The organism is Desulfogranum aggregans (genome assembly GCF_055398265.1).
The window spans coordinates 261,282-275,044 of the sequence record NZ_AP042447.1 but is presented as its reverse complement, the minus strand read 5'-3'; the positions used below and the strand labels follow the sequence as shown (position 1 = coordinate 275,044).

Genomic DNA, 13,763 nt, shown 5'->3' with positions numbered 1-13,763 from the left:
CGAGGCATTGCCGGCTCATAAGTCACATAAAAATGCTTACACTTCAAGCAATTTGGCTGCACAGCCACGGATTTGTCACTCTTCATCCCACTTCTCTTCCCCGCGCCCTGTAAATTGGCTGGTGGCAACTTCTGCCGCCTCTTTTCTCGCAAAAAGAGTCACGATATCCCCATCAGCGAACCGGCTTTCTCCTTTCGGTATATGCAGCACGCCATCTCGCTCGATGGAAACAACATTAACATCCTCATGCAGATGCAGCTCTTTCAGCAGCAAACCGACTGCCTTGTGTCCGGCCTGAAGCCTGACCTCAACAAAAACGTTCTGCTCCTCCCTCCTCAGGACCATTTTCTGGTCAAGCAACTGCCCCCTTTGCTTGCGGACGATGCCCACATCATACGCCCGCAAAATATTGCTCCGACTGATGAGCCCGATGAGGGTGGCGGGATTACTTCTGCTGACAACCGGCAGACGTGCCAGGTCCCGAGGGGCCATTTTCTGGATTGCGGTCCATATCGGTTCATCGGGAAAAACGGTTACCGGTTTGACTACCGCCACATCCTCAACCTTCAACTCTCGTGCTGATTTGTTGTTTTCTGTCAGCACCTTTTCCAGATCCTGCAGGGTCACAATTCCCCAAAGCAGCCCCTGCTCATCCACCACCGGAAATCCCAGATAATTGGTTTCCTGAAACAGCTGAAAAAGTCGAGCCAGAGGGGCATCTTTTTCGATAATCACCGGCTCGCTGTTCATTACCTCCCGCACCATCACCCCCTGCATGATATCAAGGTCCCTTCCCTGGTCGAACCGGATACCGCGCCGGGTCAGCTTGGTGGTGTACATGGAATCATGAAAGAAATGCTGGGCCACATTGGAGGCGGTGACCGCGGCGATCATCAACGGCAGAATCAATCCGTAATCGCTGCTCATTTCAAAAACTATCAGGATGGCCGTGAGTGGAGCGTGAGCACACGCGGCGAAGACTGCCGCCATGCCAACCAGAGCATAGGCCCCTGTTGGGCCGGCCAGTTCCGGGAGCAGGGAGGAGAGGAGAGCCCCCATGCTTCCACCCAGCATAGCTCCAGTAAATAGAGACGGGGCGAAAACCCCGCCGGAATTACCGGAACCGAGGGTACAGGAGGTGGCCAGAGGCTTTAACAGCACCAGCAGCAAAAAAGGAAGGAAACTCGCCTCTCCGCGAAGAGTTCGCTCGATGAATTCAAAGCCCGATCCATAGACATGGGGTTTGTGTTCCACCAGTTGCTGCGGCGAGTATCCAAAAAGAATTTCAGGAGAGGCGCCGGTAAAGGCAACGTAGCTCATGCCCAATATGCCTAGCAGTACGGCACCAACGGAGGGTTTGAGCGCAAGCGGAAATTTCCAGCCGTCAAAAATCCGCTCGGATACATCCAGGCTGCGAATAAAAAAAATACCCACCAGCGCTGCAATCAGTCCCAGCAAGAGATACCATATAATTTCAAAGGGCGAAGACATGGAGTAGGCCGGCACGAGAAAAGCAGGCTGGTCGCCGAGAAAAACCTGACTGATGATCGAAGCCGAGACCGCGGCGATCACCACGTTGCCAAACATCCTGACCTGCAGTTCGCTCATCAACACTTCAATGGCAAATGCCACACCGGCTATCGGTGCATTAAAGGTTGCTGCTATGCCGGCAGCCGCACCGCAGGCCACAAGATTCTTAATCCGTTCATCGGAAAGATGCAGCAATTGCCCTGTGACGGAACCAAGGGCAGATCCTACCTGAACAATCGGCCCTTCTCGCCCGGCTGATCCACCTGAGCCGATACACAGGGCCGAAGCCACAATCTTTGCAGCAGCGACTCTCGCCCGGATCCTTCCCCCCTGCAGGATCAGGGCCTGCATTACTTCCGGAACACCATGTCCCTTTGCCTCCCGGGCGAACCAGGCGATGAGCGGTCCCGCAAGGAGAGCGCCGGTCAGGGGAACTAACAGGTAGCTCCATATGCCCAGACGGGGAACAGCGGAATGAAAAACCGTATACAGGGCCAGCTGAATCCAGGCGATCAAATGAATGAAGGCCACTGCGGCAAGGCCGGTAAAACTGCCGACAAGGATAGCTAGCAGGATCAACACTAAACCCTGAGGGGGTGAAAGACGATCGAGCAGCAAGCCCAGTGGGTTTCGTTTCACGCCTTGCCTCTTCTCATTCAGGGCTTCTTTTTCGGGTAATCATACCATGCCAGGGTACCGCTGCCTGCCTGCACCTTCCGCCACTGGTCAAAGGAAAATTCAAGGGCCACAATGCCGCAGGTCGGTACATTGTCGATGGACAAATCTCCGAGTAGATTGGCGACCATGGTGGTCTCCGGATTGTGGCCAACAAGCATCACGGTTTGCAGTGCATCATCCAGGCTGCGCAGCACATGGAGTATAGAGCTAGGTCCTCCACCATAGAGGTATTCAACAGTCTGAATTTCTCCGACAGGATACTCCAGGGCTCGGGCAAGATGCTTGGCCGTACGTTGTGTCCGCTTTGCCGGCGAGGCAACGATAGCATCAGGTTTCACCCCTCGCTCGCGGACCCGATTGCCCATATCGGGGGCATCCCGTTTTCCTCGCTTGTTCAGAGGACGCTCTCTATCAGTAAGGGAAAGATCTTTCCAGCTCGATTTGGCGTGACGACAGAGGAGAAGAGTTTTCATGGTCTGGTCATATGCTCACTCAGTTCGTGCCAGAGCTGCTGGTACGCCTGGGCAGCTCTGGATCTGGGCAGGGCGGCAGTAACAGGCTCACGGTACAGCCCCATCCGTTCAACATCCGCCAGGTAGGGAATGGCAGCGTGGAGCACGCCCTTGCGGTTGTGCATTGCGGTCATTAACTCCAGGTGCATCTTTTTCCGCTTTTCCACCATGGAAAACATCACCAGCGCCTTTTGACGGCGCTGACCTATTTTTTCCATGAACTTAAACAGTTGTTTAAGCGACATCAGCGAAAGGGTTGTTGGAATGATTGGAACCAATATCCGGTCGGCGGCGACAAAAATATTTTCTGCAAGCAGGGTAAGATTCGGCGGACAATCGAGAATGATTTGCTGATATTCTCCTAACAACGGCCGTAAAACACTGTTGAGCCGGGTCGTGGACTTTTTCAATTCATCCAAGGCGATATCGATATTTCGATAGGAAAAATCGGCTGGCAACAGGTCGAGCTGCGGATAGTCGGTTCCACGAATATTTTTTTCAATATGCTCCCCGCCTTTGAGGAGCTTTTTGGTATTAAACTTTTTTGGAGATCGAATACGAAAATAGAAAGAGGCCGACCCCTGGGGGTCAAGATCGCACAACAGCGTTTTAACCCCCTGTTGAGCGGAAAGATAAGCCAAGTTCACGGATGTAGCTGTTTTACCAACGCCACCCTTGATGTTATAAACCGCGAGGATGCTCATACCCACTCCCCTGTTCAGGTGAAAAGCTGTTCAAATAAGGCCTTATTCTTGGCACTGCTGAACTTGCCGAAAACTCGTGGAAACTGATCGCGCGCACTTACCTGTTCCTGGTGGAGGTTACTCAGCAGACCGCCCAGGGCTGACCCAAGCTCTAAATTCTTCCTCGATCCGGGCCGGGTGTGCTGCAGATATTCCCGCAACATTTTCTGCTGCACGGAAAGGTCATTGAAATCTCCAAGATAATTTTGGAGTTTCTTTAACCTGCGCACCGCATCGCCAATAGCATTTTCAGGAAACATGGAGCTGAAAAATTCAATAGCATAGCGCAACTTTTTGCCCTGGATGCGGAGGCGGTGAATCTCCTGATCAGGGGTTTCAGCGTGAATGGCGAGTCCATCTTTCAACAGCCGCTTATACCGACGAAAAATTATCTTTTTCGCGATATCTATAACCGGTACATCTGCATATTTTGCGGCTGCGTCATCACTGCTTTCCAGGTACTCCCCCCAGGCACCGAGAATATCCTGAACCCGATCGCCGCGAAGTGCCCGGACCATGCTGCGCTGTTCCTTTGCCCGCAACTGGGCCAGGTTTTCGAAAAAGGTATGCAGTCCTGTCTGCAAGGACTCAGGCAGGCGCTGCTTATACTCCTCTTCGTAGAGAAGATATACATCCAGGTCGCGGGTGGGTCCGGTTATTTTCCCAAGGGTGGCAAAATCTGTTTTGAAACGGCTCACCACCCCCGGCGGCAACACGTCCTTGATCAGGGATAGACCGGAGCGCGTTCGCCGCACAGCTACGCGGAAGTCGTGAAGAAACTCGGAGTCCAGGTCTGCAATGATACCCGGCAAGTTGGTATGCATGGTCTGGAGCAACTGGCGATAAATATCCTTGACTGCGGAAAGGGCGGTCTGGTCCGGATCAAGATGGAGTACAAATTTCGATGAATAATCACCCGGGGTTCTCCCCTTGCCTGCACTCCCTTGCTCCAGGTCAAGCATTGCCAGCGGCCGGTCAATGGGATCAAAATTCTTCAACGTGGAATGGACCTTCTCCAGTTGCCTGGTATATCCGCGAACCGGCTCTATCCTGAGGGCCCTCAACGGTTGGTCTCCGCCCTCCATATGATGCAATTCAAGGAAAAGGCGAACCACGGTTTTTTCGTCCTTGTTGAGCAGGCGAACTTCCTGAACCGTCACCGTCCCGGAGGCCATGGGCAAGACACAGCGCATTTCCAACAGCGACTGCAGGCGGTTCCGCAATCCGCCTTCAGCAAAGGCATCGGCGAACAGGCCTTCTGTGGGCTGAGGACCATTCTCCCGGAGGGTAACCTCTCCTGTCACACGATCACGGAGTGCCCATTTCCCTCCATTGCAGCTAAAGAGGTACCCGGCACCAAAAAGCCGCCAGTCAAATGAGTCGTAATAGGAAAGCGTTCGTTCCTCTTCCGGTTCATAGGCAAGGGTAAATGTTTTGCCCAGCACCGTAAGGAACGCGTTCGCCGCATCTTCGTCCGGCAGGTACCAGCCATACACTATAGTTTGCTCCATGTCACTGCACCCCTATGTTCGATAATCGGCATTGATTTTGACATAGTCATAGGAAAAATCACACGTATAGACCTCGGCTGCTTCCATGCCTTCGTGCAGGTCGACAACCACGGAAAATTCCTTTTTTTTCAATACCTGGTCAGCCGCTTTGGCCGCCTCTTTTCCGCGTGTAACCCCGTTTTCGACCAGGAGAACGTCATCAAAGGCAATGGAAACCTTGTTGGGATCAAAGGCACAGTCCGATCGTCCCAGTGCGGCGATAATCCGGCCCCAGTTGGCGTCTTCACCGAAAAAAGCGGTTTTCACCAAGGCTGAATTGGCGATTGTTTGAGCGGCACTCATGGCCTCTTCCTGCTCCCGGGCCCCCTGGATACGCAAGGTAACCATTTTGGTTGCCCCTTCACCATCACGTACGATCTGCAGTGCAAGGTCATGCAGCACCCCGTGAAGGGCGGTCTCAAAACTTTGCGCCGCTTCAGGGTTTTCATCGTCAATCCAGGGATTGCCGGCTGCACCGTTGGCCATGACCAGCACCATGTCGTTGGTTGAGGTATCGCCGTCAACGGTAATCCGGTTAAAACTCCGATCAACCCCTTCTCGGACCATGGTGTTGAGTACCGGGAATACGATCTGCGCATCGGTCATCACAAAACAGAGCATGGTGGCCATATCGGGCATGATCATGCCCGATCCTTTGGCAACGCCGAGTATGGAGACCGTTTTCCCACCGACTTCTACAGAGGCAAAGGCAGTTTTCGGGTAGGTGTCCGTGGTCATCATCGCCTCGGCCAGTCGAGCCGCTCCCTCCGGCGAGAGCGAATCTGTCAGTGGGCCAATGGCTGCCTGGAAAGGTTCAAAGGGCAGAGGCTCGCCGATAACACCTGTGGAGGCAAGCTGCACAAGCTCCTGGTCAATCTTCAACTTTTCCGCAACCAGCTGACCGGTGGCCAGCGCAGTCTCCATTCCCTGTTCTCCGGTGCAGGCATTGGCATTGCCGCTGTTGACGAGCACCGCCTGCACCTTGCCGTCACGCAAGCGCTCGATATCAATCAGCACAGGAGCAGCTTTGACTGCATTGGTGGTGAATACACCGGCGGTCACCGCCGGCACCTCGGAGTAAATGAGCCCAAGATCCAGACGATTAGCGTATCGAACCCCGGCTTCAACGGCTGCAAACGTAAATCCAGTAACGTGCATACGAGTCCTGTAGAATATTTCATTTAAGAGATGGACAATTAGGTGTAATCTAACAGATACCGGTTAAAAAAAAAGTGAAGATGGGGCGCAGCAACACTTTTTTCCTGGCGCGAGGCAAATCAGCCCCGCCCCACCTCTTTATGCATCGACTGACCAGCGCCCCTGGGAGCAAATGGATAAAATCTACTGGGTTCTCACAACCTCCATATTCATCGCGGACCTCACCATTCGCATCGGCCTCTCCCTTCGCGTTATTATGCGTAAACGCTCCGCGAGCGTCTCTTTAGCCTGGTTGATCATCATCCTGCTTCTTCCCTTTATCGGTGCCGGTGCGTATCTGCTCTTTGGCGAAACCAGACTCGGTGAACGAAGAGCACGAAAGATATTGACAGAGCAACCGGTCATCACTCAATGGACTAGCGCCCTTTCTCAAAGGCTTTCGGTCAACTGGGACCATATCAATCAGGAATGCCGCCCTATTGATCGACAGATCAATACCATGGTCGGCATCCCTACCATGCCGGACAACACCCTTGAACTTATTACCGAACCCACCGCTTTTTTACGCAAACTTATTGCAGATATCCGCCAGGCGAAATCCACCTGTTTTCTGCAATTCTACATTTGGAATGAGGGCGGCTTGGCCGATGGCGTTGCCGAGGCATTGATCGCTGCCACTCAACGGGGAGTGCTGTGCAGGGTTCTGGTCGACTCTATCGGCAGTAAAGCATACCTGAAAAGCGAGACAGCCAAACAGATGCGCACAGCCGGCATTGAAATCCTCGAAGCCCTGCCAGCAGGCCTTTTTCGGGCACTGTTCGTCCGCATAGACCTGCGAAACCATCGAAAAATGGCGATTATCGACGGCACCATTGCCTATACCGGCAGCCAGAATCTGGTTGATCCCCGGTTCTTCAAACAGAACCATGGGGTGGGAAAATGGATCGATGCCATGGTGCGCATTCAGGGGCCCGTGGTCGAGGTCATGAGCGCGTCGTTCGCCTATGACTGGAGGATGGAGAGTCACATTCCGCTGGAGGAGTTGTACGCCAGTTCTAATATCAACCCTGTCGAACCCCATGGGGATGCGCTAGTGCAGTTGGTGCCATCCGGGCCGAATCTGGAGGAAGGCACTATTCATAATCTGCTGCTGACCACCATCTATGCGGCACGAAAGGAGTTGATCCTCACAACGCCTTATTTTGTTCCGGATAATGCTATTCTTGCGGCCCTTCAATCAGCTGCGCAGCGCGGAGTGGAGGTAACGGTCATTGTTCCGCAAAAAAATGACTCCCGCCTGGTGCACTATGCCAGCCGGGCCAGATATGAAGCGCTGACCAGAGCTGGAGTGAAGATCATGGAATTTTCCAACGGTCTGCTCCATACCAAGACCATCACCATTGACGGCGATTTTTGTCTTTTCGGCTCGGTAAACCTTGATATGCGGAGTTTCTGGCTCAATTTCGAGATGACGCTTTTCATCTATGACCGACAATTCACATCCCATGTCCGGCAACTCCAGATGAACTACATCGGCAATGCAACGGAGATTGACTGTGAACGCTTTACCGGTCGTCACTTTGGCGAACGTTTGCGGGAAAATATAGCACTGCTCTTGGGCCCGCTCCTTTGAGCGATGATCACTCCACACATAGCAGCACACCATGAAAATCCTTCTGCTCAGCGACATTCACGGCAATTATCCGGCCCTGGAGGCGATCAGCCATCGGCATCCACCGGAACAGTTTGATCACATCTTCAACTGCGGTGACTGTACCGTCTACGGACCGTTTCCAGAAGAAACCCTCAATTGGCTCCGTCGCCATAAAGCCCATTCCATTCGCGGCAATACGGATGATAAGGTTATCCGCCTCCTGCAGGGAAAAAGCTTTAAAAAGCCGAGCAAACCGGAAAAACGGATCATGTATACCACTACCCTCGATGCTTTGGGCGAAGCCAACAGGCAGTACCTGTGTGCCTTGAAAAAGAGATACAGTTGGAAATATCGCGATCACCGGCTCTGCCTCTATCACGGCAGCCCCGCCAGGCACGAGGAATTTCTTTTTGCCTCCACCGAAACCGCCCGATTTGCGGAATTGGCCAAATCCTGCTCCTGCACCATTGTGGTTACCGGCCATTCGCATACTCCCTACCACAAACATGTGGAAGGAGTACATTTCATCAACCCTGGGTCAGTCGGTCGCATGTTCGACGGCAACCCCCAGGCGTCCTACGCATCGATAACTCTCCGCACACGATCGCTGGAGGTGCGCCATTACCGCTGCAGCTATGATGTGGAGGCGGTGGTCAGACAGTTAGACCATCTCGGTCTCCCCCCGCTGTACAGCACCATGTTTCGCACAGGACGCAAACTGAACTGAACGGGCCGGGAGGAGTATCTGCCGGGGTCAGGCGTTGCCGCCGGACGCGGTATACGCTTCCTCAATGCGTTGCTCGACGTACTCGTACTCCTCATCGGCGTACGTGTCGAGGTCAAAGCATACTGCATCCTCTCCTAAAAGGCCACCAGGGACAAAGGCACCCTTTTCCTGGGGATCGGACACCATAGCTCCGTAAAAGCAGACAGAAAGCCATCGCGGCTCATCCTCTATCACATCAACCATCACATACAAGCGGTCCCCTTCCTCCTGAGACCTGATGCCGCGCAGGGAATAGGTTACTCCCGGCCTGGGATGGAACTCCAGCCGGCCATGTTCATGCCCTTGCAAGAGCGCATACAGTCGTTGAAAACCGGCCTTGTTCCGGTCGTCGGTTTCCACCCATCCATCAAGGAATGCTGCTACCTCTGCTGTTACTTCACTCACGTTTTTCCTCCTGCTACCGTTGAACAATAATTTTTCTTCACCGAGGGTGTGCCTTGTTTTTCAACGGCTCACCACCTATACTGTATGTAATATCATCTAGTTGAAGTCAATCGATTCTTTTCTTGTTCTTCGCGATTGGACCGTAAAAATTGGCACCCCGCTCTGGCCTTGGCTGCAGCGACAGCGGGTAACTCGAATATTTAATTCCACCAAAGGAGTGTACCATGGGGGAAAAACCAAAGGAAAACGGAGCATCCTGCCCGATAAGCACCAAACTCCTTGAAGGGACGGCACTGAAAAATGCCGACAAGAAAAAAACAGATAAGCGTTGCTCCATCTGGATTAAACGCTCCCACCTTGAATATGAATCAGAGCTGAAAAAGCTGCAGATCGAACTCATGAAACTGCAGCTGGAAATAAAAAAACAAAACATGCGGGTGCTGGCAATCTTTGAAGGCCGGGACGCAGCAGGAAAAGGCGGCACAATCAAACGGATTACCGCCTTTCTCAACCCTCGCAACGCCAGAGTAGTCGCTCTGGCCGCCCCCAGCGACAAGGAAGTCAGCCAGTGGTATTTTCAGCGCTATGCCTCCCACCTGCCGTCAGGGGGCGAATTGGTTCTTTTCGATCGCTCCTGGTATAATCGGGCTATGGTGGAGCCAGTGATGGGATTCTGCACTGATGAACAGCACAAACGCTTTTTAAAGGATGTTCCGTTGTTTGAAGAGCTGCTGGTAAAGGACGGAATACAGCTGTTTAAATTTTATTTTTCCGTGTCAAAGGATGAGCAGAAAAAACGGTTTGAAGCTCGAAAAACCGACATACTCAAGCAGTACAAACTCTCACCGGTGGACAACCTTGCGCAAAAGCTCTGGGATGAGTACAGCGTAAAAAAATTCCAGATGCTCAATGAGACCAACCGCACCAATTCCCCGTGGACGATCATCAAATCAGACGTTAAAAAGAAAGCCAGGATCAACTGTATGCGGCACCTGCTCTACCACCTGGATTATGAGAAGAAAATCGACCTGAAGGAGCTGGAGCCCGACCCGGAAATCGTCATTTCCGGCATTGATGAGATCAAACACATGGAAGAGAACCTGTTCAACCCAACCGACCTGCGGGGCTAACGCGCCGCAGGCTCACATACCGTCAATCCGTTACTGCTGCATCTTCAATGCATCGGCCCATCGGACAATCGCCAGCCAGACGATTCGTCCGATGGGTGGTGAATCAGGCAAAAACGCTGGACAAATCAAGCGGGATGGGCCTCCCCTGGTGGTGCCTGTCGGCGGAGTTGCTTATGCCGCCTTGCCACAACATTTTTTATATTTCTTTCCAGATCCGCATGGACAGGGGGCATTTCGTCCCACCTTTGGCTCTTTGCGCTGTTGACTTTTTTGCTCAGTCGCTTGCGGGTTGGAAGCCTTTTTGGCCTCTTCCAATTCCCGTTCACGCTGCAGCCGCCGTTCTTCCTCCAGTCGTTCAATCTCGTCGTCCTGAACAATCTGGACCCGCATCAGGGTGGAAACTGTCTGCAGTTTCACCACCTGAATCATGCCGCTGAACAGGTTGTACCCTTCGCGTTTATACTCATTGAGCGGATTCTTTTGCCCATAGCCGCGCAGACCAATCCCCTCTTTCAAATGATCCATCTGCAGGAGATGGTCTTTCCACAGCGTATCCACCATCTGGAGCAACACCATCCGCTCCAGCTGACGCATCTGCTCGCTGCCGTTCCGTTCCTCCTGCTGCGTATACCACCCGTTAACCGACTCAGTCAGCTTATCCAGCAGCTGCTGACGATCAAGGTCCTGGTATTCATCGTCGCTCCACTCGACCTTGGCGTTAAAGAGCTGCGCGATCCGTTCATGGAACTGCTCCCAGTCCCAGTCTTCCGAGGGGGTGCGATCCACAGCAATGCCTTCGCACGCCTCTTCGACGAGTTCAGCAATCATATCCTGAATGATGGGCTGTACATCTTCGCTTTCAAGCACCTCCCGCCGCTGTTTGTAGATAATCTCACGCTGTTTATTCATGACATCATCATATTCGAGGAGATGCTTACGGATATCGAAGTTGTGTCCTTCCACTTTACGCTGAGCATTTTCAATCGCTTTGGACACCATGGAATGCTCAATGGGCTCGTCCTCCTCCATGCCGAGCTTATCCATGATTCCGCTCAGGCGGCCGGATCCGAAGATGCGCAGCAGGTCATCTTCCAGGGAGAGGAAAAAACGAGACGATCCAGGATCACCCTGCCGGCCGGAACGTCCTCGCAGCTGGTTATCAATGCGTCGACTTTCATGCCTGCTGGTTCCGAGGATATGAAGTCCGCCCAATTCACGTACCCCTTCACCGAGCTTGATATCGGTGCCTCGACCAGCCATATTGGTAGCAATGGTTACTTTGCCTTTGTATCCGGCTTCAGCTATAATCTCCGCTTCCCGTTCATGCTGTTTGGCATTGAGCACCTCATGTTCTATCTTTTCTTTGGACAGCATTTTGGAAATTTTCTCTGACACGTCAATGGAGATCGTACCCACCAGAATAGGCTGTCCCTTTTGGTTGAGCTCCTTGATCTCATTGACGATATTTCGATATTTCGCCTGCTGGTTCTTGTAGATGACATCCGGGTAGTCGATGCGGATCATTTTCATATGGGTGGGAATAATCACCACATCCAGATCGTAAATTTTCTTAAACTCCGGCGCCTCGGTGTCAGCGGTACCGGTCATGCCGGCAAGCTTGTCATACATGCGGAAGTAATTCTGAAAAGTAACCGAAGCAAGCGTCTGGTTTTCCTTCTCGATCTTCACCCCTTCTTTAGCTTCCAACGCCTGGTGAAGTCCGTCTGAATAACGCCGTCCCTCCATGGTTCGCCCGGTGAATTCATCGACAATGACCACCTGTCCGTTTTTGACGATGTAGTCCACGTCCCGCTGAAACACAAAGTGGGCCTTCAAGGCCTGGTTGATATGATGGAGCTGGTTGATATTTGATGGATCATAGAGATTTTCAACCTCCAACAACTCCTCGGCAAGGGCTACGCCCTCGTCGGTCAGCATGATCTGGCGAGATTTTTCATCACGGGAATAGTGGTCCTCATCCTTAAAATGACGCATCATGCGATCCACTTTAAGGTAGAGGTCTGTGGTCTGTTCTGCAGGACCGGAAATAATCAACGGTGTCCGTGCCTCATCAATGAGAATGGAGTCTACCTCATCGACGATGGCATAGTGAAATCCCCGCTGACAATAGTCCCGAATATCGAACTTCATGTTGTCGCGGAGGTAGTCAAAACCGAACTCATTGTTGGTTCCGTAGGTAACATCGGCAGCATACGCCTCCCTCCGCTGGGAGTCGTCCATCTCGTGGAGGATGCATCCGGTGGTCAGGCCAAGGAAACGATAGACCTGGCCCATCCATTCTACATCGCGCCGGGCAAGGTAGTCATTGACCGTGACCACATGCACGCCTTTACCGGTCAGGGCATTGAGGTACACCGGGGCTGTAGAAGTCAGGGTCTTTCCCTCACCGGTTTTCATCTCTGCAATGCGCCCGCTGTGCAGCACCATGCCCCCTATCAGCTGCACATCGTAATGACGCTCGCCCAAGACTCGCTTGGCGGCTTCACGAACAACCGCAAAGGCCTCGGGCAACAACTGATCCAGGGTCTCCCCCTCTTCCAGGCGTTGACGAAACTCCTCGGTCTTGGCGGCCAGCTCCTCATCGCTGAGCGGTTCAACCGTTGATTCCAGGGAATTAATGGTGTGGACAGTCTTTTGCAGCTGCTTGATGATTCGATCATTCTTACTGCCAAAAACCTTGGTAAGTGCTTTGCCGAGCATAAAATTCTCCACTCTCGAGGCCAGCGCCTCGATCAATCAGAAAACAGATTGTTCATTATTTTTGTTTTTGGGGAAGAGGCGGGGTTGTATAGATCAGCGCATCTTCATCACAATCAGGAAATTTTGAGCAATGGATACAATCGCTCCATATTTTGTGGGGCAGTTCCTGCTTATCCTTATCGACAAAACCGAGATTTCTGAAAAATGTCGCCTGATAAGTCAACACAAAAACCTGACTGATTTCCAGGCTCCTGGCCTCGTCGAGGCAGGACTGCACCAGTTCGCGACCGATACCGCAGCCCTGCGCTGCTTCCAGTACCGCCAACGAGCGGATCTCGGCCAGATTGTCCCAACAGATATGCAGCGAGCAGATACCTTGAATATCTCCGCCCTCCTCATACACAACAAAATCGCGGAGAAAATCATAGAGCGCACTGATTGACTTGGGCAATAGCAGGCCCTGATCAGCAAACCCCATCAGGAGCTGATGGATCGCTCGCACATCGCCCATCCGGGCCGGACGAATTCGTCCGCTGCCTGTGGCAGCTGCATCATACGCTATGGAATCTTCCATTACGGCTAACCATTCCTCCCGCAATCATGAACGCTCTCCACCTCATGCAGCGGGAGTCTACCGGCTTTCTACCTTTCGTTTTTTGCCGTTTGCATGCACGGTGGGCAGGTCCGATTCGCTTTCTGTTTCCAGATGGGTGGACGTGTATCCCGAACTCCGTTGTGTCTCTTTAGACGGCAGCAGGATAGTCTGTCCGGCCCATACTCCGAGCATGAACATCCACACCAAAATACAAAAAATAACAACGGTGACCCCAAAAAGTCCGCTCCAGCCAAGCTGAAACTGAAAACGTTTGGGGGTCTTTTTTCTGGGACGTGGCCTTTTTTTTGCTGCCATCTAGAG

The 13,763-nt window shown here is 52.6% G+C and carries 12 protein-coding genes; 3 read left to right on the top strand and 9 right to left on the bottom strand.

All coding sequences use genetic code 11. From position 1 onward, the window contains the following. Window positions 1–75 precede the first annotated feature (75 nt). From ACZ52Z_RS01245 to argJ, 5 genes are read right to left on the bottom strand one after another with little or no spacing between them, the layout of a single operon-like run. Complete coding sequence (locus tag ACZ52Z_RS01245; RefSeq protein WP_464268947.1) at window positions 76–2,169, bottom strand: chloride channel protein; 2,094 nt, start codon at window positions 2,167–2,169, stop codon at window positions 76–78. 17 nt (window positions 2,170–2,186) lie between these two features. After that, window positions 2,187–2,681, bottom strand: a complete 495-nt coding sequence (locus ACZ52Z_RS01240; protein ID WP_464268946.1) for a SixA phosphatase family protein — start codon at window positions 2,679–2,681, stop codon at window positions 2,187–2,189. After that, window positions 2,678–3,424: a ParA family protein gene (locus ACZ52Z_RS01235; protein WP_464268945.1), complete on the bottom strand. Its 747-nt coding sequence runs from the start codon at window positions 3,422–3,424 to the stop codon at window positions 2,678–2,680. The genes ACZ52Z_RS01240 and ACZ52Z_RS01235 overlap by 4 nt, the downstream gene beginning before the upstream one ends. Before the next feature lie 14 nt (window positions 3,425–3,438). After that, window positions 3,439–4,974 carry a CYTH and CHAD domain-containing protein gene (locus tag ACZ52Z_RS01230; RefSeq protein ID WP_464268944.1) on the bottom strand — a complete coding sequence of 512 codons (1,536 nt, stop codon included), beginning with the start codon at window positions 4,972–4,974 and terminating at the stop codon, window positions 3,439–3,441. Between the two features lie 12 nt (window positions 4,975–4,986). Continuing rightward, window positions 4,987–6,171, bottom strand: a complete 1,185-nt coding sequence (gene argJ / locus ACZ52Z_RS01225) for a bifunctional glutamate N-acetyltransferase/amino-acid acetyltransferase ArgJ (RefSeq protein ID WP_464268943.1) — start codon at window positions 6,169–6,171, stop codon at window positions 4,987–4,989. Window positions 6,172–6,343: 172 nt separating this feature from the next. Between argJ and cls the strand changes: the two genes are divergently transcribed. Continuing rightward, complete coding sequence (gene cls / locus ACZ52Z_RS01220) at window positions 6,344–7,804, top strand: cardiolipin synthase (protein ID WP_464268942.1); 1,461 nt, start codon at window positions 6,344–6,346, stop codon at window positions 7,802–7,804. A 31-nt stretch (window positions 7,805–7,835) separates the two neighbouring features. Continuing rightward, complete coding sequence (locus tag ACZ52Z_RS01215) at window positions 7,836–8,552, top strand: metallophosphoesterase family protein (RefSeq protein WP_464268941.1); 717 nt, start codon at window positions 7,836–7,838, stop codon at window positions 8,550–8,552. A 27-nt stretch (window positions 8,553–8,579) separates the two neighbouring features. On the opposite strand, the gene ACZ52Z_RS01210 is transcribed toward ACZ52Z_RS01215, so the two are convergent. After that, window positions 8,580–8,996, bottom strand: coding sequence for a hypothetical protein (locus tag ACZ52Z_RS01210; protein ID WP_464268940.1), 417 nt, complete (start codon window positions 8,994–8,996; stop codon window positions 8,580–8,582). A gap of 224 nt (window positions 8,997–9,220) precedes the next feature. On the opposite strand from ACZ52Z_RS01210, the gene ppk2 reads away from it, so the two are divergent. Further along, window positions 9,221–10,126 carry a polyphosphate kinase 2 gene (gene ppk2, locus ACZ52Z_RS01205; protein WP_464268939.1) on the top strand — a complete coding sequence of 302 codons (906 nt, stop codon included), beginning with the start codon at window positions 9,221–9,223 and terminating at the stop codon, window positions 10,124–10,126. Window positions 10,127–10,297: 171 nt separating this feature from the next. On the opposite strand, the gene secA is transcribed toward ppk2, so the two are convergent. The 3 genes from secA to ACZ52Z_RS01190 are packed head-to-tail and all read right to left on the bottom strand — an operon-like array spanning window position 10,298 to window position 13,757. Then, window positions 10,298–12,847 carry a preprotein translocase subunit SecA gene (secA, locus tag ACZ52Z_RS01200; RefSeq protein ID WP_464268938.1) on the bottom strand — a complete coding sequence of 850 codons (2,550 nt, stop codon included), beginning with the start codon at window positions 12,845–12,847 and terminating at the stop codon, window positions 10,298–10,300. Window positions 12,848–12,902: 55 nt separating this feature from the next. Beyond that, the gene (locus ACZ52Z_RS01195) at window positions 12,903–13,421 is read right to left on the bottom strand and encodes an N-acetyltransferase (RefSeq protein WP_464268937.1); all 519 of its coding nucleotides are present in this window, start codon (window positions 13,419–13,421) and stop codon (window positions 12,903–12,905) included. A 57-nt stretch (window positions 13,422–13,478) separates the two neighbouring features. Continuing rightward, on the bottom strand, window positions 13,479–13,757 hold the full coding sequence (locus tag ACZ52Z_RS01190; protein ID WP_464268936.1) for a hypothetical protein: 279 nt from the start codon (window positions 13,755–13,757) through the stop codon (window positions 13,479–13,481). Between the last annotated feature and the right edge of the window lie 6 nt (window positions 13,758–13,763).